Here is a 24,292-nt window from a genome sequence, read left to right on the forward strand (position 1 = left end):
TCCCAACATTGCAAATGTCTTCTAGGTGATCAATTTACTCAACACCTTATTCACGGTTCCGCACCCTAATACCTATGTAATCTACTATCATTATTTTCTCGTATCCTAGTTTCTCATTTCACATTAAAAATTGTACAGGAAAAACAAGGAACACCAGCACTGCCCCCTAACACATTGCTTTTACAATATCAATCAGAACGCCAAAGGTCAAGTTAACGCCATTGATCATTTAGTATAAGTTCTTTTTCGTGGTGTTAAATTAGAGAACGATTCTTTTAACTGGTAAAAATATATAACTTTTATATAACATTTATTATATGTCCATTATCATCAGTATTAAACTCCAACTATTTGACTTTTTCTTATGTGCGGTATCGCTGGGTTCTACGATTTTTTAGATCAACAACAAAATTCTCACCGTACTCTTGAGCAAATGATCCACCCCATCACCCACAGGGGACCAGATGGATTTGGATTTTTGTTAGAGGGAAGTGTTGGGTTAGCACATGCAAGGCTGTCCATTATTGATCTTGAAGGTGGCTGGCAACCTATCACCAATGAAGACCGTTCTCTATGGATTATTTTCAATGGTGAGATATTTAATTATCCTGAGTTGCGCATAGAATTAATAAGTAGAGGGCATATTTTCACAACACAATCTGACACAGAAGTTATTCTCCATCTTTATGAGGAAAAAGGAGTAAGATGCCTTGACGATCTAAACGGACAATTTGCTATTGCGATCTATGACTCGAAAAGGCAGAGCCTTTTTTTGGCTCGAGACAGGATGGGTATTCGACCGCTTTTTTATACCACTCATAATGGGTCGTTTTATTTTGGATCAGAAATAAAATCGCTTTTCAGCGCAAGCTCATCGATACCAAGGGAGATTGATCCACGTATAATGAGTGAGATTTTTACTTTCTGGTGTCCTTCTGGAGAAGAGTCCATTTTTACTGGAGTGAAACAACTTCTTCCTGGCCATTATATGAAGGTCACTTCATCCGGAGTTACTGCACCACAGTGCTACTGGTCCCTGCCCTTTTGTCCTGATGAGCCAGGGTTGTTATCAGAGCGTGAATATGCTGAAGGATTGAGAGAGTTACTTATCGACGCTGTACGCCTTCGTCTTCGTGCAGATGTACCTGTGGGTGCTTATTTAAGTGGTGGGTTGGACTCATCAGCCATCACTTCTATTATCAAAAACTATACGGATAATCCCCTTAAAACCTTTTCTGTAACTTTCAGGGATGAAGTCTACGATGAATCGCAGGAACAAAATACTATGGTGGAATACCTCGGCACGGATCACCACCGAGTTCTCTGCTCGTATAAAGATATTGCGACAGCTTTCCCTGAAGTAATCTGGCATGCGGAAACCCCTATATTACGAACGGCACCGACACCTCTTTTTCTGCTATCAAAACTCGTTCGCCAAAATAATTACAAAGTGGTGCTTACTGGCGAAGGAGCGGATGAAGTTCTTGGTGGATATGATATCTTCAAAGAGGCCAAGATAAGGGCTTTCATTCAATCTCAGCCAAATTCAGAACTTCGTCCGCAACTTTTGAAACGTCTATACCCTTATCTCGCACTATCTCCGACACGATCCGCTGAATATGCACAAAAATTTTTTGCAACAAATGCCGATATAACAGACCCGTTTTTCGCTCATAGGCCACGTTGGAAAACCACTACTGGAACACATATATTCTTTACTGATGAAACACTGGAGCGCGCATCAAGCACACCTAACGGTCTGTCTTATATGCAAGAAATTCTGCAGGGAATGGATTTTTTTAATAGAGCCCAGTATTTTGAATGTAAAGTTCTTATGGCAAATTACCTCCTATCGTCTCAGGGCGATCGCATGGCAATGGCTAACTCAATTGAGGGCAGATACCCCTTTCTTGATCATAGGGTTGTTGAATATGCTGGCCGCATCCCGATAAAATATAAAATGAAAGTGCTTAATGAGAAGAATATACTCAAACAAGCGGTGAGTGATATACTACCTGAGAATATCATAAAGCGCAAAAAGCAACCCTACATGGCTCCAGATATAAGCAGTTTTTTTGGTGATGCAGAACCTGACTACCTAGAGTATTATCTCTCCGAAAGTTTAGTTAAGGAAGCTGGATTATTTAAACACAAGAATGTAGAGAAGTTAATCAAGAAATGCCGCAAGAAAGGCAGGCAAGGCTTTAAAGAAAATATGGCATTTGTTGGTATCTTATCCAGCCAGATACTTTATGACAAGATGATTAAAAATTTTAAGATTGAAACACCGAAAGTGTTGGATAATGTAAGGGTGGTTGGCAGTTAGCCCGCATTTATCATGAAAATTGTGTCGATTGGGTTAAGATTATTTCAATACAGTTCGTTCATCAAAACGAAAAATTTACACAATTTTCACCAAAGGTCAGCCCAGGCGACGCCATCCGAAGTCTGCGCTTATCTGCTGCAGTATTTTGCCAGCAAACATAGTTTACTATCGGAGTCTACGCTTACCTGTCAACTGCCAAAAACTTTGAACATGACACCACCTGAACTGATGAGAAATACGGACAAACCTCTGATCAGAATATTAAACAATTTGGAAAATAAAACATGAAAGAATACATACCTAAAATCAGAGCATTTATCTTTGAAAATTTTCTTTTTGATGCCGAAGAAGATTCACTGCAAAATGAAAGTTCTTTTTTAGAACAGGGGATTATTGATTCAACAGGAGTACTGGAGTTAGTTGAATGGTTAGAAGAAGAGTTTTCTATTACAGTGGATGATGATGAATTGATTCCAGAAAATCTTGACAGTGTCCTTCTTCTTTCAGCCTATATCGATAGAAAAAAACAGGCATGACAAAATCCACCCTAGTTCAGTCGTATCTTCAGCAAGCTTTCTTTTCTTCTCCGGATAAAACAGCTATAGTTTCCGGCCAAGAGAGAATCAGCTACAGTGAACTTTACAGTCGATCGGAAAATATCTGTCAATGGTTACTACAAAATGATCTCAAGGTTGGTGACCGGGTTGGTTTATTAACGGATCAACCCTGTGAGTATATAGCTGCTTATTTTGGTGTATTGAATGCGGGTGGTATTGTTGTCGGCCTCAACACCCAGACCTCAGACCATGCTCTTGAGGCTGTTCTCGAAGATAGTGGTATTTCTATCGTCCTATCCCACAATAAGTTTCTAAAACATGGTTCCGTTATAAAGAACGCGCCTTCTGTTCGAGTTTTTGAGACGAACATTCCGGCGCTGTGGGGAAATGAGAAACAAGCGGCAATCCAAGCGCGTCCACAGCTCAATACAGAAGATATCTGCCAGATTATCTATACATCAGGGACAACCGGTACTCCCAAAGGTATAATGCTCAGGCATCGTAATTTAATCGCAAATACACAATCTGTGATTGAGTACCTTGAGCTTACTCCGCACGACTCGGTTATGGCCGTCCTGCCTTTTTTTTATTCATACGGTAATTCTGTAATGCTCACCCATATTGGTGTCGGAGCAACATTAATCGTTAACCAGAGTTTTACCTATCCAAATGTCATACTCGACCAGATGGCAGCTGAAGAGGTAACTGGTTTTTCAGGAGTACCATCGAGTTTTGCCATTCTGCTGCACCGCTCTGCAGTGAGAGAACGAAATTTCCCCAAACTGCGTTACCTGACTCAGGCAGGTGCGCCCATGTCTCCAACGCTTGCAACGGACCTCTCGTCGGTGTTTAAAGGAGTAAAAATTTTCATTATGTATGGCCAGACCGAGGCATCTTCTCGTCTGAGTTATCTCGATCCTGAAAGACTTAAAGATAAAGCCGGATCTATTGGCAAGGCAATACCAGGTGTCATACTAACAGTCTGTCGACCTGATGGTTCGGCTGCAGAGCCCGGCGAACTTGGGGAAATTGTTGCAACCGGTGAAAATATTATGGCCGGGTATTGGGGAAATTCTAAAGAAACAGCGAAGGTAATTAAAAGTGGCAGGTTATGGACAGGAGACCTTGCCAGAATTGACAATGATGGTTTTATTTTTATCGAGAGCCGGAAGAGTGATATGATTAAATCCGGTTCCCATAGAATTGGTCCAAAAGAAATTGAAGAAACCATACTACAGCTTCCCTCTACCCACGAAGTTGCTGTCGTTGGGCGGCCAGATGAGATTCTCGGTGAAAAAATTGTTGCCTTTGTCGTGCTTAAAGATGGCTGTGATGTTACAGAAAGAGAGGTAATCGGTCACTGCCGGCGTAACCTTCCCGCCTTTAAAGTCCCACATCAAATTACTTTTATCAGTGATTTACCTAAAACCGTTTCGGGTAAGATTCAAAAAATAGCGCTGAAAAATGAGTGAACAATTTCTCTACATCCACACACCTTTCGGCCTTTCTGCACCTCCAATGAATGTCATTTACATGATTACAAAAGCTGCAACCATCACCAAGAATATCTTGGATAATATTTTAATTTTAGAAACTTAAATGTTTCATTCTCCCTATAAATGGTGTTTTTTAGTCCTCGTTATCGCCTCGCCTCTATTTGTTTGGGGCGGCCCAGATTTATATTCGCATCGCCTGTTGACCGAACTTTGGAATTTGGGGCACCTTGTTTTTTTTGCTCTCTTCGTTGTTCTCCTCGACCACTACTGGTACTCACAACAACGTTCAAAATTCTTTAGAATTTTTGCCACTTTGATTGTTTTGCTGAGTATTGGCTTAACAACAGAGTTGATCCAGTTTGGCATTGCCGGCCGTTATTTTTCTTGGATTGATCTTTGTAGAGACATATCAGGTGGATTCATTGTCTTATTCTGGAAAATTAGTCAAAAAGAAGCTAGAGTTCAAGGCGCACTTTTTAGACTAATTGCTTTACTTCTCCTTTGTATCAATATGATTCCACTGCTAAAAATAAGTTTTGACACATACCATTCATACAGAGAATTCCCCTTACTTGCCGGGTTTGAGCATAAAACTGAATTAAGTCGATGGGACGGACTGGCAAGACTAAGCCTTGATTCACAGATACATCTACAAGGCAACTACTCGGGAAAAATTGAACTTGGCACTGAACAATATAGCGGCGTATTTCTTAATCAATTTCCGCGAAACTGGAGCAATCACAAGGCTCTGTCTTTTAATGTTTATAATCCTGGACCGAGTTTACAGTTACACTATAGGGTCCATGACAATTTGCACAGTGGTGATTTCCAGGATTTCTCCAATCGCTTTAACGGGAGCTCAGTTTTAGATCATGGGTGGAACGAAATAATCATCCCGATGGCGGATATTCTCCACGGACCTCAAAATCGAAAAATGAACCTGGATAAAATTCAGAGTTTTGGTATTTTTGTCGTGCAACAGAAGGACAAACGGATCATTTACATCGACAATGTTCGTCTACAGCAATAAATGCTTTTATTTTGACAGGGCTGGCATCACAGCCATATTCACGCCATGGGATAATTGAACGTAACAAAAATGCCAAAAATCAGAAGACATTGGTTCCTGACTTTTGGCATTGTTGGTAAACAACATTGAAGCGGGTTCTAAAACCGCGATTTATGCTCTCGTACTGTAATCCCTCCTGCGACAGCTCGATCTTACCGTTTATTTGAACATTTTATTCATCATTTAACAGCAGTGAGTTGATTATATTAATGATACTCTTAACCTTTTTCCCGCGCAAAAATCTTTCATACTCAGCAGCTGTCAATACCGCGATAGTCTGACTAACTTCAGTTGCAGCTCCCCTACCATCCTCAACGATAAGTTTTACTGAAAAGACTCCTGTATTTTCATAGGTGTGTTCAACGACAACACCAGATGCAGTAGCACCATCTCCAAAAGTCCAACTATAAATGAGGTTATCACCATCAGGATCATTGGACCCCGAAGCATCAAACTCAACACTGAACGGTACTGCCCCCACTGTCGACGTTTGTGTAAATACTGCAATTGGATCGGTATTTTCTTCAACAGCTGCTGCGCTGGCGGTAATAAATATTGTTGTCTCAGCCAGATTGCCGTTGTTATCTGTTACCTTAAGGACAACCAGATACACCCCTGCCTGACTGAAAGAATGCTCTACGGTGACCCCATATTGGTTCTCGCTTCCATCTCCAAAATCCCACTCATAGGAAGCTATAGTATTCCCGGGAGCGCATGTTGAACTTCCACCGTTGAAAACAGCTACAAAGGGAACAGTCCCTTCACCAGAATCGACTTCAGCAATGGCCGTTGGTGGAATCTGGTCCCCACTAGTTGTTTCAGAAACAGTAATAACTATATGTTCCTGCAGAGATGAACCATTGTCATCAACAACAGTTAGAGTTGCTGTGTAGTTTCCAACGGAACTGTAGCTATGACTGACGGCAGGACCAGTAGCGATATCACCATCACCAAAATTCCAGGAATACGAACTTATTGAACCAGTTGAACCTGAGCCATCAAAATTGACAGTTAATGGCACCTCACCTTCGCTATTGTTAACATTTATGTTAGCTGAAAGTGGTTCTACTGTGCCACCTGATGGAAAGACCGTAATCACATTCGTAAAATCACTTTCATCACTTCCGTTGTAGGCTGTTAGTGCAAAATGGTAGGTTGTGTTGTCTAGAAGTCCACTAATCGTAAAACTTGTCACCTTGCCGAGGTCAATCGGAGATGAGCCTTCTGCAGCACCAGTCCCATCAAAAGGAGGAGCCGCCTCACCACCTTTTTTATAATACAGTTTATACCCTTCAACAGGTTCTGGGTTGGCAGTCCAGCTGAACGAGTAACTTGCTCCTGCTGGCTCAACATCACTGACAACTATCACTACACTTTTTTGAGATATCTGTCCTGCCGAGTCGCTAACCGTTAAAGTAATGGTATAAGTTCCAGGTTCACTATAGACATGGGTGAGCGACTGACCAGAGCCTGCAACACTGTTATCTCCAAAATTCCAAACGTACGAAGAAATATCCCCAGTTGAATCAGCACCATTAACAGTAACGCTCAATGGTGCAGTACCTGTAGTTGCAGAAGCAGTGATTGCCGCAATCGGTGGTTCAGGAAAGATTACTTCTGTAACTGTTATTGTCGTACTTGCTTCTTTTGAAACACCATTACCATCCTCAACCGTCAAGACTGCCGTATATGATCCAGAATTCTGGTATGTATGTGACACACTGCTACCAGTCCCTGTGCCACCATCACCAAAGACCCATGAGTAACCCGTAATAGATCCATTGGAGCTGGAAGCATCAAAATTGACTACTAAGGGAGCATCACCTGACTGTTTATCAACGCTTATTTTTGCTGAAAGTGGGTCCGAAACAGTTATACTGACACTCGCCTGTTCTGTCTGGCCTGCACCGTCTGTAATTGTCAAGACCGCCGTATATGACCCAGAATTTTGGTATGTATGCGATACACTGCTACCAGTCCCTGTAGCGCCATCACCAAAGACCCATGAATAACCCGTAATAGATCCAGTAGAGCTGGAAGCATTAAAATTAACTGCTAAGGGAGCCTCACCTGACTGTTTATCAACGCTTATTTTTGCTGAAAGTGGGTCCAAAACAGTAATACTGACACTCGCCTGTTCTGTCTGGCCTGCACCGTCTGCTATTGTCAAGACTGCCGTATATGATCCAGAATTCTGATATGTATGCGATACACTGCTGCCAGTTCCTGTACCGCCATCACCAAATACCCATGAATAACCAGTAATAGATCCAGTAGAACTGGAAGCATCAAAATTGACTGCTAAGGGAGCATCGCCTGATTGTTTATCAACACTTATTATTGCTGAAAGTTGATCTACAGTACCACCTGTTGGGAAAACCGTGATCACATCAGTGTAATCACTTTCATCAGTTCCGTTGTAGGCAGTCAGTGCAAAATGGTAGGTGGTGTTATCTAGAAGCCCACTCACCGTACAACTTGTCACCTTGCCCAGATCAATTGGAGATGAGCCTTCTGCAGCACCTGTCCCATCAAAAGGAGGACCAGCCACACCGCCCTTTTTATAATAAAGTTTATAACCTGCCACAGGCTCGGCATTGGCAGTCCAGCTAAACGAATAACTTGCTCCTGCCAAGGTAACATCACTGACGACAATCACTACGCTGCTTTGAGATGTCTGACCAGTACCGTCTGCTATTGTCAAGACTGCCGTATATGATCCAGGATTTTGGTAGGTGTGCGATACGCTACCACCAGTTCCAGTATTGCCATCACCAAAGACCCAGGAATAACCCGTAATGACTCCGGTAGAGCTGGAAGCATCAAAACTGATCGTCAAGGGCGCCTCACCTGACTGTTTATCAACACTTATTTTTGCTGAAAGTGGGTCGACAGTGCCAACTGTTGGGAAAACCGTGATCACATCAGTGTAATCACTTTCATCAGTTCCGTTGTAGGCAGTCAGAGCAAAATGGTAGGTGGTGTTGTCTAGAAGTCCACTAATGGTAAAACTTGTCACCTTGCCCAGGTCAATTGGAGATGAGCCTTCAGTGGCACCTGTTCCATCAAAAGGAGGCCCCGCAACACCACCCATTTTATAGTAAAGTCTATAACCTTCTACCGGTTCGGCGTTGGCTGACCAGCTGAAGGAGTAGTCTTTTGCAAAGGAGATACTGCACCCAAGGACGATAGCGAGCAATGTTAGCAGGATAGTGGAACTATATTTAGCTATTTTGTACATCTTCATATACCTTTAAGGTGTTTACTTTCAAGACACTGGCGTTCCCCCCTCCTGTCAACACCCTGTGGCCTCAAATTATGGTGAGCCAGTTATGGCAAACGTTTTTCTACAGCCCAGCCCAGCCAACTACTCTGCTTTTCGGAAAAATCCGCTTTCCGGCGATCCAAAAATCCGATTAACTCTTGTTTGGAATTGAACTCCACCGAGTAATAGCCCTTTGCAAATGCACTGCGACCTGAGAAATTCAATCCACCGTCACGATCAACTTCTAAAATGAGGTCATGATTTCTATACACCTTCGATCCATCAACGATCTCCTCAATGCCATAAGTAGTCTGATGGATGTATTTATAGGTAACTCCTGCAAGTACCACAATCATTGCCATGCAAAGACCAACACCAAATCGAGTCAACGCTGTAGTAAATTGCGGTGAGAAAAATTCTTTCAAACTTAGCGGAATTCTAACAGGTAGTTCCCGTTCTATGTCTGAGTGTTTAGCGAGTTGAGGTTGAACTACCTTCCCTGTGTAATCTTCAAGATTTTGTATGGCTTCTTCATCAGAGGGATCCGCCATAGCAACTTCCAGTATATTATTATCCTGAAAAGTTAGAGGGAGCACATCGTACTTTCGACATAAATAACGAGGCAATACACCAGAAACCTTTGAAGAAAAAGTGTTTGAGATATCACAGATTTCTATGCCGAGTTGGTTTGACAAGGTCTCAGCAAGTTGATCGGCAGTTATAATTTTCATGCGAACCAGGATATGCCCTAATCTTCGACTACCTCCAACTTGGGTTCGCAATGCCTGCTTAACGTCTTTTTCCTCAACGAGCCCCTTTTGAACCAGGATTTCTCCTAAACGCTGCTTATTTGCCATAAGATAATCTCCAAATTTCTCTAAAAATTCACCACCGGTACAGAAGGTGTCGTATTTATTTTATTATTTTCAACCACAGAAACTATTGCCTGCTATGTCTTAATTCTTAAAACGAATCATCAGCTATTTAAACTGATGGCCGATTTCAACGCATATCATCATTATAGAGGCAATGTTGCACATTAATCAAGACGAGCAAGAAAATTATTTTGGCCTGCAGCACATAACAATTTTGTGACTAATTTTCTTAAATGTCTTTCAATTTCAGTATGCTAAATTAGCATTGTTTCAAATTGAAATTAACAAAATGCCACATATTGAACGCCTAATATTTTAAATTTTTCGTTTCAAAAGGGTTTCTCCAATTCCAAAAGAATATTATTCATACACAACCTAAGACCATTTTCAAGAATTGAAAGCAAACCGAAACAGTCACAAACAAAGGCGTTGCAATTCAAGCCTTGATCGTCCAAAGAAATAAGGTAACAACTACAACAAATAAGTCATCTGTGTGTTATAAGAAGACTTCAATGTTTCAACATCAAATGCAATATTAAAAAAAGGTAAATAATCATGACTTCATCTCAATCTATTAAAAGTGCTCTTAAAATAATCCCAGAGCAGACTACTGATCAAATCTGCACAAAGCTGATAGAACATCTCAGAACCCTTAAAAGAAAAGGACTGATTGTCGGTATCTCCGGTGGCATAGACAGTAGTGTAACTCTTGCTTTGGCAATAAAAGCATTAGGCACAGATCGCGTCCTTGCTCTACAAATGCCCGAACGCCATTCCGCAGACGAGACACTATCCCTAAGCGGCTTGTTAGCTCAAACCTTCGATGTAGAAACTGTTCATGAAGACATCTCCGGCCCGTTAGAAGCTGTGAAATTTTACCAACGATACGAAAAAGCCGTCCAAATTGTAATTCCAGAATATACCGCTGAATGGAAATCAAAGATCGTGGTCCCCAATGTGGTCCACAAACCAGGATTTACTTACTTCTCGATTATTGCACAACCACCATCAGGCGAAACCATCAAAAAACGTTTACCGTTAAAAGCATATCTGGAGATAGTTGCCGCAACGAATTTCAAACAGCGAATTCGAAAAATGCTTGAATACTACCATGCAGACCGACTCAATTTCGCCGTAACCGGTACACCAAATCGACTTGAATATGACCAGGGATTTTTTGTCAAACTGGGGGATGGTGCCGCTGATATCAAACCCATTGCACATCTCTACAAAACGCAGGTGTACCAACTCGCAGAGTACCTCGGTGTCCCAAAAGAGATTTGCAAACGACCACCAACAACAGATACCTATTCACTCCCCCAGACTCAGGATGAGTTTTACTTCAGCCTTACCTATGATAAAATGGATATATGCCTTTATGGAAAAAACAATGGAATTTCAGCAGCAGACGTTGCCCCCCAGGTTGGTTTAACAGCAGAGCAGGTGGAAAATGTCTTTAAGGATATTGAAAGTAAAAGAGCTGCAACCCAATATCTTCACAGACAACCTTTATTGATTGAACCTGTCCCAGAGATATAAATAAGTTTTATCTGATGCTATCGAAGAGATCCGATCTGCTGGACATAATGGCTGTCAGTAGCAAACAAGCACCCCACCTTATTGCTAACAGTTACTTGACAGCTATAGTTTCTGGCCATTAACTGCTCAGAAACTCCAGGCCAATATTCTTTACTGAAAAATAGTAGGTAAATCTCTAGAACCGTGGAGGATACGTATGATTTCAATTTGGCTGACATCAAAGCGATAGTAAATCATATACCTTTTATAGGGAAAAGCTAACGTCTTCATCAAGATAAGCTCTCCCTGTGCCAATGTCAGGAAATGCTGCAAGATTCACCGTGCAAAGAGAGTCCAATTTATCCAGGAAACCATCTGCCTAGACCGGACTATCTTGGGCAATGTATAACCAAATTTCTTCAAGATCCTCAATTGCCTCCGGTGAAAAAACTATCTTTCTCATCCCTGGATATTCCCTGCTTTCAACTTCTGCCGACCACTCTTTTTGATGGAGTTGAAAAGCTCTTCTGTCATCTGCACTCCCATTCCATCATCTAAAGAGGAAACCCCTTTTTGGATGTCTGATTTTAGAGCGTAAATTCGGCTTTCATTGAGATCGTCACGAGACTTGAGGAGTCGCAGGGCCTCTCGAACTACCTCACTGGAAGAATTGTATAATCCACTCTCAACTTTCATTTTGACCAGTTTATCAAGTTCTGGGGTAAGTGAAACGTTCATTTTGCACCTTTATATTCGTGGTTAATTGCCTTCACCTAAATATTTATACAATAACAAATATTGTCAATCTTTGTTATTCTGACCCAGGTCCAGATTTAAAAACTTACTCAATGTAAAAGTCAAAAAAATCGTGAAACATTGATAACCCCATTTGCTCCACCAGACTCACGGAGAGTAACAGCACAATTAAGACTAGATACAATCATTTCTTCCATGCTATCACGGTTAAATCAATAGCAATATTCAGCCAAATATTGTGGCACATGTTTGCCACTGATAGCATCGTATACACCACGTGTTGGAGTTTTGATGTTACCTATAGCTGACCCTTCCAACAAAAAAGAGCCGAAGTAACCCCCTGCACCTCAGCCATAAGGCCTCTTACATCGGGGAGGACATAGCGGGAACACAAGCTCCAGAAACGAAAAAGCCCTTACGAAAAATCGCAAGGGCTTATATATAAAAATACCTGTATCAACAGATATATGTGCATTGGTGGCGATGCAGGGAATTGAACCCCGGACACTACGGATATGAGCCGTAAAGTATGCTATTTTTAACGATATTGATTGACGTTGATATGCATTGTTTTATTTCACTAAATCAAGTATAAAGGCAATACCAGAGCACACAAATCAATATGATACAATTGATCTATATTGATTAAATATGCCTACTATTTGCCTACCAGTTCAATCTTTAAAAAACTACGGATAGGCTTAAAATGGTTAAGATTTATTTTTCAAGGAGTACAACCAATGCCTACCAGAATCAGATTAACTCCCAAAAGAATACTCGATTACCCTCATCCAGATACAGGAAAATCATTTTTATGGGATGAAGTCGTTCAAGGTTTGGGTGTACTCGCCTCCCCTAAAAGAAAGAATTACATCTTCGAAGGACGTTTCAATAGAAAAACCATCAGAGTCACCATAGGGAATACTTCATCCTGGACAATCGAAAGTGCCAGAAAGCGTGCTGCAGAAATTCGCCAACTCATTGACAACGGCATAGATCCGCGGCTTGATAAAAAACGCAATCAAGATTCAGAGGCTGCAGAACGTCAAGAGATGGTACGCCAGGACGTAACTCTAGGCGATGCGTGGCCTATCTATATGAAAGAGCGTGAGCCAAAATGGTCAACCAAGTATTACTCAGATCATGAACGTATCATTACCCCAGGTGGTGAAAAGAAAAAAAGGGGAACAGGCCTTACTGTTTCCGGCCCCATTGCAAGTATTGCCCACCTACCACTTTCAGAAATAACAGCCAGCTCTATAAAAAAGTGGTTAACAGCTGAACAACCCAAACGGCCCACTGAAACTAGAAGAGCTTTTGAAATGCTCCGAACTTTTCTAAACTGGTGTGAGGAAGATAAACGTTACAAGGGGCTGGCCGCACTCGATGCATGCTCAGCAAGAATCAAGAGGGATAACTTAAGTAAAAAGAATTCACGCGACGATGCATTGCAGCGAGAACAGCTCTCTGCTTGGTTTGATTCTGTACGGCGCTATGAGAATAAAATACTATCAGCTTACGTGCAGACGCTTTTTCTTGTAGGCGCAAGACGAGAAGAACTTCTTGGTCTCACTTGGTCAGACGTAGATTTCCAATGGAAGAAAATGCACGTCATGGGTAAAGGTGCTGTCCCCCGTGATATACCATTAACTCCTTACGTGTCCTCACTGCTGTCCGCCTTGCCTCGAAGAAACCAATGGGTGTTCTCATCGCCACGAGGGAAAAAAGGTCGACTCCAAAGCCCAACAAAGGCTTTCCAAAAGATGATGAACAGAGCCGGAATTGAAGACTTGACCTTGCACGGACTTCGCCGTTCATTCTCCACACTATCAGAATGGCTAGAAACACCGGTTGGTATCGTTTATCAGATTCAGGGACATACACCCTCCGCTACAGCTGAAAAGCATTATAAGAAACGCCCTATCGACTTGCTTCGTAAATGGCATATAAAGATAGAAGAATGGATTTTGGATGAGGCAGGTATCGAGGTTACCGAAAAAATGCTCGAATCCTCTCAGTTACGATTAATCAGCAACGCCAAATAATATTTTATCTTTCACCGGGATAGATCGACGGATCGAAAAGCCGCAAACCCTAACGGCCTTACTGGTGATGTCCATAGGGTAACTTCAAAGGGTGAAGAGAATGGGTAGAAATGAAGAAGAACTGAAAAAGTTTTTCGCTCAGGATAATAATGATGAAGTTGAGGACACCAGCGAATTTGACCAAATGTTTGATGAAAAAGCGCGACAAAATGAAGTAATAACAAAAATAAAAGAATTAACAAAAGACTCAAATAAATCCCCTAAAGAAAGAAACATCCTAGGAGCACTAGAAGAGGAACGTGACCAAATAATGGCTTGGATTAGAAGGAAGGAAACCTCGCCTACTACACATGACAACAACATCCCTAAACGCCTACGCAGTAAATCTCATGACTGTAGCCATGTAATAAACCAACAACCAAATGATAGTTCTATTGCACAATTGACCGAGAAAGTTAAAAACCTCGAAGCTGAAGTATTGCCTGATGCTAAACTCGGGAAGAAGTTCAGCAAGGGCCGCAGAGATGGAGCTGTTGATGGCTTTACCAAGATGATGCTCAGGATATGCAAAGAGCATCTGCAAAAAGGTAATGAATTACCGAATAGAGCTTTTTGGGATGCCATACCTCTACATGGAGTCGATGACAAGGACGCAGAAACAGGTATCTCCATCCAAGATAAAGAAGAGGATGAACAAACCATTTACTGGATATCAGAAGATGGAAGGAACCGGCTCCCCGTGCAATACAAAAATTTCAAAAAAAGAGCTACCAAGGTCAGGGCTTTAGCCAAAGAATAAATTCACAAATCCCGCTTTTAAAAACCCCTTTTAGAGTCTAAAAGGGGTTTTTTCAGTCGACAACCAGAGCCTACCCAACTCCAACAAATCAAAAAGACACAACATTACAGCACGTTAGAAATCTACCGATTTTAGTTTCAACAAGTAAAAAAACCTAATCCCCATTAACGCTAGATGTGGACTCACACTAGATATTCTATCCGTATAACAATTCAAAACAGCTATTTGTGATGAATTACTTGGCCTTAAGGCTCAAAAAATACGGAGATAGTTATATGCCTACAATTAAAAACACCCCCCGCCCATCCAGAAAGATTACAACAAGCGATTTGGCTGCATATCTCGGTTGCCAGCCCACAACTATCAGAAGAGGCCTCTGCGTGAATGGCCACTACCTTGGTTTAGTTCCAACCAAGCTTCCAAATGGAAGGTTACTTTGGTCAGAAGCTCCAGTCTTTGAATTGCTAGGGGATTAATCTATGGAAAAATCAAAAGAAAAAGCGGCACTCTCTTCAGCTTCGGACCTTAAGAGAACCGCTCCACAACCACATTTAAATATTAACCCATCGCCTAACGGACATCAAGTTCAATCAAGCATAGCCCGACAGGTTAAAACCTTACTATTTAAAACAGAGGAAAACTCACATAGAAGAGTTGGCAGATACATTCTTACAAAAAGCCCACAACTATCACTGTTTGGTAACAGACCTTCTCGGCAGGTTGCAAAGGAGTTGGAGAAATGAGCCGGGCGCACGAAATAGCTGTTTTTTACGGCCAGGGGAAAGAAGTTAAGAACGGAGCGGGATGGCTAACTTTTTGTACTTTACATGGAAACATTAACACCCCTGCTCTTGCTGTTAAAGATAAAGATGGTGGCGATGTTGATGTATATTGTCACGCAGGATGTGACTTTAAAAAAATTAAAGACCAGTTTCGCGCCGATGGTTTGCTTCCTGAGTGGAAACCTGGAGATAACAACAAACAAGAGAAAAAGGACTGGACGCCACCACCAAAGAAAGATGAAGAATCTTTTCCTTGGAAAATGGCTGACAACAAGAAACCTGAAAGCAAGGAGCATATCAAGAAGTATCTAGCTGGTAGAGCGATTACAATTGACCCATTGCCTGTTTGCCTCCGATGGAACTCATACAACGATAAGAACTCAGGCGAACAGGTGAACATGATCGTGGCCGCAGCCTCAAGGCCTGATGATAAAAAAGTTTATGCCTGCCAAAGATTGTTTATAGATACCGACGACTACACTAAGACAGGGGCCAAAATGCTTGGTAATTGTGATGGGAGGGGGGTGTGGCCAAACCGCAAAGGTGATCTTTACACCGTATTGATTAGCGAAGGGATTGAAACAATATTATCAGGGATACAAGCAACAGGGAAAAACGGGGTTGCCACTCTCTCAACTTCCGGGATGAAGAATATCATATTACCGGATGAAACAGAGGAAATTTACATTCTGGTTGATTCCGATCCTATCAGGGAAAAAGCCGCAGCCTCGATGCCTGGCCAAAGAGCCGCTTATATTCTTGCTCAAAAATTCACAGCCAGCCGTGAAGGTAGAAAGGCTTTCATCATATCACCTGACGACACCTGTTTTTCAGATGCACCGAACAAGCTCGATTTCAACGACTTGTTGAAAGAGGATCCCACCGGGGAATCAATACGGCAAAGACTGTCTAAGGCTGTAAAGTTTGAGGACCTTACCTGGACACCACCAGAGAAAACAGAAGATCAGGAAGAATCAGAGAACGATCTTGTTGTTCGGGAGATTTTTAACCGTTACATCTTGCTTACTTCGGAAAATAAGATAATCGACACATATGGTCATGATATCAAAGATTCCACGATGGTAGAGAGGTCTTTCGTTCTTACACACGCAGGAACTCACCATATATTTATGGACGAAGAAGGGAAGCGCCAAATCATGCCTGTTGCTAAATATTGGCTTAATTCACGGGATAAAAAAGTAGCATCTTCACTGTTGTATAGTCCAGGATCACCAATGCTCTTTGAGGGCGGTGATGGTCGTATTTATTATAACACCTTCCGGATGCCTTACCAGCGATCACCGGCAATGTCAGTCCATGAGCTGAAAGAAAGGTTGGGGCCCTGGCATAAGATCATGGACACCGTGTTTCATGAGCACAAAGGATATATCGAGGACTGGTTTTCTTTCTCTATTCAACGCCCCGCTGAAAGGTCCGGGATAATGCCTGTGTGTATATCCGATCCGGGCCTCGGTAAATCCTTGGTGATGTTAATTATGAGCCTTGTAATAGGACATCAAAATTTTTCCAATGGAAAGATACTTGACGTTACTGGTCTTGGAAAGAGTGGGACTCAATGGAGTGATTGGATCTTCAATAAAAAATTATCCTGCATTGAAGAAATTGATCCAGAGGGTGAGTCAGGACTTTCTTATAAAATCCTCGACGCTCTCAAGGATATCATTACTAACTCAACATTACCGTTGAATTTAAAGGGGGGAAGAAATGGAACTTTCCCGGTGTATTCAAATATTATTGGTTTCTCTAATCATAGCGACTGTGTGAAAATTCCTTTTGGAGATCGGCGAATGTTTATTGCCGATTCAAAAGAACAAACAAAGTTAACAAGTGATGAATATAAGGAGATTTGGGACTGGACGCGAGATGAACAAAATATTGTCGCTGTATATCAATATCTGATTAACCGAGAAATCAGTAAAGACTTTATCCCAGGTCAGGCAAAAATGACTAATGCCAAGAGGGATATGCAAGCAGACGGACGAAGCCTAATGCAGACCGCCTTTGATATCGTCCTGGAACAATACCCTTGTGACCTCATTACCAGTGGTGAGCTTCAGATCGCAGTATCTCGAGCGTTATGCCATCTTGAAGGTAATGAGGAAACCACGCCTTCGCATGCGTCGAGGTTTAACAGTGATAAGCAGTACAATGCAATTCTCAAATCAATGACATCGTTGTGGGGTGGGGGGCAAAGAATAAGGGTGCAGAGATTAGGCCAAGGTAAATTTCACCCGACACAGATACGGGTTATCAGGAATAAGTCAGACTGGGCAAGTGCTACCAGCGTGGATGTTAAGGACGCTATGAATGTTGATATCCCCTGGAAATGGATAACCGATGATGAAGAAGTCCCTTTTTAATGGATGCAATGGAGTTGTTTTGCAGAACACAGGCCATGAGAATGAAGCACACTTTGTTTTTTGCGTTGTGCTTCGTTTGCCCCTTTTGTGCGTTGTCTGTGAAAAACGAAACACACCTCCAAATCCCTTGCAGTAAAGGGTCTAAGTGCTAACTGTGCTTTGTTTTTTGTTTTTTATATATAGAAATAAAGATAAAGGCTTAAGGCTATAGCAGGCTTTATGGCTCTTTTAACTCTTCGCGTGGCCTCTATGGAAAAACGAGAACAAAACACAACTTCGAATCAATGTTGTTAGGTAATATACAAGAGGGTTTTATGAATTACCAAAAAGAACTTTTTATACATACGAGAAAAGGGAATCAGTTCCTTATCCAGAGAGAAGTGCTAACCGGCGCCGAGGTTGTTGGTGTTGCAAGCAATGATCATCTTTTCACTGATGAAGTCTTAAGAAAACTCCACAGCATTAATCAGGAGTATAGCATCGTTTACACCGGTGCAGGGTTTGGAATAATCAGGGAGAGGGCAGGAGGTTGCGCTGATTTAGCAGAAATACACATTATGAAAAGATCGGCTTTCCATGCCTGGTATTGCAATCAGCGTGTGACAATGCAGGAAAAGGGTAAGACGATTCACTTAACTCTTTCTGAGGCTTGGCTGAAGTGGTCCGGAAAAAGAGTGTCTGCTTTACAGTGCTTAGGGAAGTGTCCATTCTATGTCGAGGGTAGAACCGTTGCCGGTGATTCACGGTACTTTGATAAAACAACTTATGAGTGTGGGGATAACCTCAAGGTTTCCTCAAGATTTACGCGACGAAAATTCACATCCTCTGATAAAGATGCACACAAGTATTGTCAGTGCAAAACAACGAACCGACATAGGACACAATGCGTGATACCCCAATCGTTCAAACAAAGTGCTGTTCTGTGCTTCCGTTGAGGGTATTATACTTCCCGGTGTATGCTTACTGTTTCGTAGGTACAATATGCAGTTGGGTGGCAATAAGTAAGCGCTGCTTATGAGATAGTGGCCTCGTTACTAGAAACGCCAATATTACAGCAAGGATTCAGAGTTTGAAACAAGTAAGGTTTAAAGTTCTACTTATTCTCTGGAATTTCCTTTTAACAAGCAAGGCACGAGATAGATAGCTATCTGAACTCCGACCGCTGTCCATATCAGGAGATATCTTTACTACCTGAACGTTCCGCCTCACCGGACCCGCGCAGTTGAGGGGGGCCGAGTGCAGACGGTGGTTCGATTCTATTTTCCATTAATTAATAGTGATGCTTTCTTGACGGCGCGATAAAAAGCAAAGAACGAAGTAAAGAAAAACAAAGCTGCCATGCCCATGAGGAAAATGTGAAATATTCTAGGTATATAAAACATGTTCATAGCGACAATTACAAAAACCCCAACTACAAGCGAATATACGGATTGAATCCTTAGTCTTAATTCAGAAAGTTGTTCTGTTATAAAAAAGCTCTGTTCCTTGGCCAGCCTTTCAATGTATAGCAACTTTTCTGTTTCTTTAATTTGGTTTCTTTTTCGAATTTTCGACGAAAAAAGGGAGAATAGTTTATCAATAACTGGTTTGAAGTAGGCAGCAATGAGATTGATTATTATCCCAGCTATTACAACTGTAACCCACCATATTGGATTTGATAATTCTGACAAAACCGTTTCCATTTTCATCCTTTAATCTAACGGTAAGTTCAGGGAAAGCCCGCTGTTTGCGGTTTCCTCTGGCAAACATTTTGTTATCGGAATATTTTTATTTCTCTATTATTTGTTTTAATTTCTGATTTAATCTACCGTTACTACAGTAAATGATACTTTTTTCACCATCGAAGAGAGTTACTAAGTAGAATATGAAATCATTTCTTCTTTTGAACAATCTAATAATATTATTCCAAATAGTTATTGGTAGAATAAAGGTGGGATTCCTCATGCCCCATTCCATAGTCCCAGAAAAACCAGAATTGCTTTTAATACCTGTTAGCTCAAGTGTTTTGATTTCTGAAATAAGTATCTGTTTTGTTTTATTGGGTGCACTTTTCAGTCTAATCGCACTATTATCAACTTCAACTACCTCATTCCTTTCATATTTTAGATATTTTCCGATTGTAACCATGGAATATTTCTTGATCTCGATAACGTTTAAAATCACTGGTGGCGCCAATGAGCTTATCCTTTAGGGCCGCAGACGTTCTCGGCATCCAGTGGATTGACTTGTTGTTTTTTTTGTATAATGGCCTTTTCACGGCTTGTCTGTTTGGCGTTTTGTCTTTTGTTTTTATCTATGGGCAACAACTAGGTATATCAAAGATGTTAGAACAAGCGCCTACCTCGTTTCATGTTTGCATTGAAATCGTCTGATTCTCTTTTTAATCGCTCAGCAGTTTTGTAGCCCTGCCTGCAAACACGACATTGAAAGAAGCCTTTGCCGTCAGAGTGAAGGCGTGATAATTTCTGTTCAGAGTCATAGCAATTCTGGCAATAAGGTTCCTCTAGGCCTTCAGAGTTAGATAAATAGTAGCAAGGTTGCCTCCATTTGATCTCTGTTTTCAATTTTGCCGCAGCAGTTAGTTGCCTTATTGTTTCGTCACGGTCGAGAATTAACTGTTGGACTTCTGCGGCATCCAATTTGGCATCGGCAATCGCTGAGACGAGTTCTGCAAGCTTCAGCTTCGTCTCTGCTTTCTCTAAAGTCGCATCACTTTCGCGGATTAATTTAGCGATTTCTGTTGCTGTTTTCAAGCTGCCTAGAAGTGAGCCAATTGCTGCAAGATCCATATTTTTCCTTTCGGTATCTTTAAATTAATATCTTGGTGGAGCGCGTATAGACCGCTCATGTGCAATTCATAAAGTCAAGTTGTGCCTCGAACCTCTCAGGCCATGGAATTGGTGTAAAAGTAAAATTCAATTTTCCATTTGTTTTGTTATATTTTTCTAAATAATTATAATAATCTTTCGGGCTACCAACCCAGGGAAGAAATATGCCAAAATTTTGCAATTGGCAAAATATAGCAGTAAAAGGCGATGTGACGATTCCCATTGTGAAATTTGGCTCAATTTTCGGATCTAATGAAAGAAAAAAATAATCTATGATTCTTGCGTCATAATTTTGGATTTGATTTCTGACTGTCTCCAGCGCAGGATCAAAGGCGAAATTATAACCAAACTTTGCGAAACAAACCAAGAAGGCAGACCTCAGATCTCCGACTTTTGCATGCCAAGGATTATAGCGTTTTCTCGTTGATATATTCCAAGCACTTCGGTCTTCCTTTGGCGTACTATTTGTTTGTTCGATTAATTCTTTCATATTGGAAGCATAATCAGGTCGGTTTGCATTTTTGACTGGGTAGAACCTGACAGCCCCATCTTTTACTGAAAGCTCATAGTTTACTGCTCCTAGATTCTCTTGGCCAAAATCAACTCTAACTCTAGTATTAAAACGACCTTCTTGAGAGAACAGCGAACTTAGCCCTTGTAAATGGTTTCGTGTTGTTGCTGCAATATCAACTGTGCGACCAGCCGTTGTGTTGCACACAACACAAGTAAGAGCAATACCTTTACCTCCTTGTGCCTCTGGTGGTATGTGTTCTAGCGTGAGATTCTTGTTTTCTAAGTCGTTGTCCGAAAATCCCTTTCCACAAATGGGGCAATAAAAGTCTTCAATCGTTTTTCCTGTGGCAGAAGAGAGTGCTTCAGTCCCACATTTGAAAAGGAATTTTTTAATGTTATTTTTATTACTACCCATAGGTTTCAGTGGTTTCTATGCACACAACTTTCAGGTAACCGGCGAACATCAGCGAGTTCGAGCGGAACGTAGTTGAGCGGTGTTGATCCGCTGGTTAAATTGAATATTTTATGTAGTTAATATTTTAAATGCCTTGTTTGATACAACTCGATAGCTTTGGAAAGCAAGGCGTGATTTTGTAATTTTCACTCCAGGTATTCTGTTACCAATTATATTTTTGATATCTTTAGGTTTAGTGCTGTTTCTTGGACCTATTACTACTTCTTTAAGTTTGATCTTTGCAGAAAAAGCTAGAAAATATAAGTTAGTTTTGGGATCTTTATCATCAAGGCTTGCCCAACCTCGGTATTCAGCCTCATAACTCCAATCCTTATATTTTTGACATAAGAGTTGAAGCATTGAGTCTTTATCCAGACTGGTTTTTCCTTTGAATGGATAAAATTTAACAAGTTTCCTTGCTGAAACATACTCAACCTCTTTGATTTCCTCTTCGGGAACCTCAAAACCCAGGCAAAGACCATAGTGTTTATCGCCGTAATGCCCCCATAAGACGGGGTTATGCCAATCGATTGTAAAGCAGAGAATGCCGTGTTTCTTTGCAATCTTTTTACGCATACTCAGGAAGCTAGCTCTAAGCTTTTTGTCTCCTAATTGCGCGCCTAGCAATTCAAAAGGATCGTTTAGCTCTTCAATAGTAGAAATCTTTATTCTTCTATTTTCTATATTGCTAATGGCATTTTCATGTGAGGTCAGTTGATATACAATCATGCTATCCTTTGGGATTTAACAAGTTATTATCTGGTTTCTCAGTATCTCAAAAAGTCAATAACTATAGGAGTTATATGAATTATTTAAAATAACTTCGCCCTCTTTTTGTCTCGTAAAGGAATGACTTGTGCACTCCAGCATAGTCCCTTACATATAGTTATTCCCACCTGTCGGATAGTGGTCTGAAGTAAGAAAAATCCATGATTCACAGATAAAAACTAATCACCAGACTTCTTATGGATGGCATATTTTCCTTTACAAACTGATGCATATAGCTGGCTTATAAGTTTTTCTACACTAGGGGTTGTCGTAATTGGGGCTGGAGTTCCATAAACCATCGTTTTGGCGTGCACACCTAAGGCATAGAGGGAGCCTATAGAGCAGAATGTCAAGAGCAGGGCAGAGAAATAAAATCCATTTAGGAATAAATTTCGAGCACTAAAATCAAGAATTCGATCTGGATAAATCCATGAAATTCCTATTATTAATGAGATTGCTGCAAGCAATGGCACCAGTACTAAAGGTACAGAGAGCATAGGTATCATTAGGCCCGCGATTTTTCCACTTGAAGCACTACGAGTTCTGTACTGCGTCCAAGACATTACGCTATAGAACGGATCTATATGTAAACGAATAAAGGTGTCAATCCTATTCATCAACATGTAATAGAGTGACAAAATTATTATATACAGACTAATCACGAAAACATATGCCGTCAGATAATATGGTGCACCAGCATAGGCTTTCTTTTGCTCAATTGCTTTTTGTGAGAAACTGCTCAAGTCCTCAGGAGATAGTAGGTTTTGACTCCAGAAGGCTGTGAGTACTTCGGGCAAAGTAAAAGCCAGCAGGGCACCAAATAATGAAAAAAATCCAATTATAATTTTAAATAAAATTCCGGACCAATGTCTACTTTCTTCGTTAACAGTATTGTGGATGGCAGCGAACACTACAGGATCTATCACCTCATCACTATGTTGTCCTTTAATGTGGGCTAAAGCAAGATCTCTCAAAATATAAGGACAGACATCAAACTGGATGAAATGGTTCAGCCCGTGCATCGGTATAAGTCTTGTTCCAGGTCTCGCTGAATTTTGAATACGTTTGGCAGTTGCAGAAAATGAAGCCACCTTATCTCCGAAAGAATGTACCACTAGAACGGGACATTTTGTTTGCTTGAGCTTTTTACCCAACAATGGTGATCCTCTCAAGATCTCCAATGCTGGCAAAATTGGTAATGTTCCAATCTCATGAGAAAGAAATTTCCGAGCTTCAGGAGTTGAAGTTTGAAATTTTCGCTTCAAACGGAACCGTGGTAGACCAGAGACCGCCTTAAGGAAAAAACGAGACATTTGAGGATTTGGGGGCTGGAAAAAAGGGCTAATTGCGAGGACTCCAGAAACGGGGACTTCTCCAGCTATATCTATTGCTAATGATGCCCCTAGAGAAAAACCAATTAAGAAAATATCGAATTCATTTCTATCTATTTCGTTTAGAGCAGCTAAAATTGGTGTTTTTATTTCATCTACCGTTATAACACCGGAACTGTTATTCATTGGGTGTCCCAGTAGAGTTGGACAATGTATTTCAAAGCCTGCTTCAGCAAATGCTTCAGCAAGCATATTTAAATCAGTTGGAGAAGTGGCGAAACCGTGTAGAAAAAAGGCCAAAAGTTTTTTATTACTTTGTTTTGTGTAAAATGTTGGCTGTATTGCACTGTAACTGAAATCTTGACTCACTATTTTGATATCGTCCATTTTCAAATTACCTACTATTACAATTTAGCTTAAGACAAGTAAGCAGGGACAGACCACGGTTTCCTTAAAAGTCCACATATTCCACTATATCCTAACTAGTGAATAAGGTCTAACGTTAAAAGATAATTCCAAAAAACCACCT

20 protein-coding genes are annotated in these 24,292 nt (G+C 41.1%); 10 read left to right on the forward strand and 10 right to left on the reverse strand.

Annotated features, from left to right (window positions below; translation table 11 throughout):
• Positions 1–364: 364 nt before the first annotated feature.
• The 4 genes from asnB (at position 365) to FCL48_RS16985 (ending at position 5,409) form a co-directional block, all read left to right on the forward strand.
• A complete protein-coding gene (asnB, locus tag FCL48_RS16970) occupies positions 365–2,326 on the forward strand; it encodes an asparagine synthase (glutamine-hydrolyzing) (protein WP_136873801.1) in 1,962 nt (653 codons plus the stop codon).
• 284 nt (positions 2,327–2,610) lie between these two features.
• Positions 2,611–2,862, forward strand: a complete 252-nt coding sequence (locus tag FCL48_RS16975; RefSeq protein WP_136873803.1) for a phosphopantetheine-binding protein — start codon at positions 2,611–2,613, stop codon at positions 2,860–2,862.
• Positions 2,859–4,355 carry a class I adenylate-forming enzyme family protein gene (locus FCL48_RS16980; protein WP_136873805.1) on the forward strand — a complete coding sequence of 499 codons (1,497 nt, stop codon included), beginning with the start codon at positions 2,859–2,861 and terminating at the stop codon, positions 4,353–4,355. Before FCL48_RS16975 ends, FCL48_RS16980 begins: the two co-directional genes overlap by 4 nt.
• A 127-nt stretch (positions 4,356–4,482) precedes the next feature.
• Positions 4,483–5,409, forward strand: a complete 927-nt coding sequence (locus FCL48_RS16985) for a VanZ family protein (RefSeq protein WP_136873807.1) — start codon at positions 4,483–4,485, stop codon at positions 5,407–5,409.
• 211 nt (positions 5,410–5,620) lie between these two features.
• Here the strand turns inward: FCL48_RS16985 and FCL48_RS16990 are convergent, their stop codons facing one another.
• A complete protein-coding gene (locus FCL48_RS16990) occupies positions 5,621–8,695 on the reverse strand; it encodes a PKD domain-containing protein (protein WP_136873809.1) in 3,075 nt (1,024 codons plus the stop codon).
• Between the two features lie 83 nt (positions 8,696–8,778).
• Positions 8,779–9,570: a hypothetical protein gene (locus FCL48_RS16995; RefSeq protein ID WP_136873811.1), complete on the reverse strand. Its 792-nt coding sequence runs from the start codon at positions 9,568–9,570 to the stop codon at positions 8,779–8,781.
• A 573-nt stretch (positions 9,571–10,143) separates the two neighbouring features.
• On the opposite strand from FCL48_RS16995, the gene nadE reads away from it, so the two are divergent.
• The gene (nadE, locus tag FCL48_RS17000; RefSeq protein ID WP_136873813.1) at positions 10,144–11,127 is read left to right on the forward strand and encodes an NAD(+) synthase; all 984 of its coding nucleotides are present in this window, start codon (positions 10,144–10,146) and stop codon (positions 11,125–11,127) included.
• Positions 11,128–11,277: 150 nt separating this feature from the next.
• Here the strand turns inward: nadE and FCL48_RS25940 are convergent, their stop codons facing one another.
• Positions 11,278–11,397: a type II toxin-antitoxin system RelE/ParE family toxin gene (locus tag FCL48_RS25940; protein ID WP_136873815.1), complete on the reverse strand. Its 120-nt coding sequence runs from the start codon at positions 11,395–11,397 to the stop codon at positions 11,278–11,280.
• Positions 11,398–11,565: 168 nt separating this feature from the next.
• Positions 11,566–11,844, reverse strand: a complete 279-nt coding sequence (locus FCL48_RS17010; protein WP_136873817.1) for a type II toxin-antitoxin system ParD family antitoxin — start codon at positions 11,842–11,844, stop codon at positions 11,566–11,568.
• A gap of 758 nt (positions 11,845–12,602) precedes the next feature.
• Here FCL48_RS17010 and FCL48_RS17015 point away from each other — a divergent pair.
• From FCL48_RS17015 to FCL48_RS17040, 5 genes are all read left to right on the forward strand, one after another.
• Positions 12,603–13,907: an integrase family protein gene (locus FCL48_RS17015; protein WP_136873820.1), complete on the forward strand. Its 1,305-nt coding sequence runs from the start codon at positions 12,603–12,605 to the stop codon at positions 13,905–13,907.
• Between the two features lie 100 nt (positions 13,908–14,007).
• On the forward strand, positions 14,008–14,706 hold the full coding sequence (locus FCL48_RS17020; RefSeq protein ID WP_136873822.1) for a hypothetical protein: 699 nt from the start codon (positions 14,008–14,010) through the stop codon (positions 14,704–14,706).
• Between the two features lie 479 nt (positions 14,707–15,185).
• The gene (locus FCL48_RS17030; RefSeq protein ID WP_136873826.1) at positions 15,186–15,449 is read left to right on the forward strand and encodes a hypothetical protein; all 264 of its coding nucleotides are present in this window, start codon (positions 15,186–15,188) and stop codon (positions 15,447–15,449) included.
• Entirely contained in the window at positions 15,446–17,869 is a 2,424-nt protein-coding gene (locus FCL48_RS17035; RefSeq protein WP_136873828.1) for a toprim domain-containing protein, read from the forward strand. Before FCL48_RS17030 ends, FCL48_RS17035 begins: the two co-directional genes overlap by 4 nt.
• Before the next feature lie 314 nt (positions 17,870–18,183).
• Positions 18,184–18,804 carry a hypothetical protein gene (locus FCL48_RS17040; RefSeq protein WP_136873830.1) on the forward strand — a complete coding sequence of 207 codons (621 nt, stop codon included), beginning with the start codon at positions 18,184–18,186 and terminating at the stop codon, positions 18,802–18,804.
• Positions 18,805–19,125: 321 nt separating this feature from the next.
• Here FCL48_RS17040 and FCL48_RS17045 read toward each other — a convergent pair whose 3' ends face one another.
• From FCL48_RS17045 to FCL48_RS17070, 6 genes are all read right to left on the reverse strand, one after another.
• On the reverse strand, positions 19,126–19,551 hold the full coding sequence (locus FCL48_RS17045) for a hypothetical protein (RefSeq protein WP_136873832.1): 426 nt from the start codon (positions 19,549–19,551) through the stop codon (positions 19,126–19,128).
• An 85-nt stretch (positions 19,552–19,636) separates the two neighbouring features.
• The gene (locus FCL48_RS17050) at positions 19,637–20,044 is read right to left on the reverse strand and encodes a hypothetical protein (protein WP_136873834.1); all 408 of its coding nucleotides are present in this window, start codon (positions 20,042–20,044) and stop codon (positions 19,637–19,639) included.
• A 149-nt stretch (positions 20,045–20,193) separates the two neighbouring features.
• Complete coding sequence (locus tag FCL48_RS17055) at positions 20,194–20,658, reverse strand: hypothetical protein (protein ID WP_136873836.1); 465 nt, start codon at positions 20,656–20,658, stop codon at positions 20,194–20,196.
• Between the two features lie 55 nt (positions 20,659–20,713).
• Entirely contained in the window at positions 20,714–21,625 is a 912-nt protein-coding gene (locus FCL48_RS17060) for an HNH endonuclease (protein WP_136873838.1), read from the reverse strand.
• Positions 21,626–21,733: 108 nt separating this feature from the next.
• The gene (locus tag FCL48_RS17065; RefSeq protein WP_136873840.1) at positions 21,734–22,393 is read right to left on the reverse strand and encodes a DUF2971 domain-containing protein; all 660 of its coding nucleotides are present in this window, start codon (positions 22,391–22,393) and stop codon (positions 21,734–21,736) included.
• 218 nt (positions 22,394–22,611) lie between these two features.
• Entirely contained in the window at positions 22,612–24,150 is a 1,539-nt protein-coding gene (locus FCL48_RS17070; protein WP_136873842.1) for a carboxylesterase, read from the reverse strand.
• Between the last annotated feature and the right edge of the window lie 142 nt (positions 24,151–24,292).

The sequence above is a fragment of the Desulforhopalus sp. IMCC35007 genome (assembly GCF_005116575.1).
Classification (GTDB): domain Bacteria; phylum Desulfobacterota; class Desulfobulbia; order Desulfobulbales; family Desulfocapsaceae; genus Desulforhopalus_A.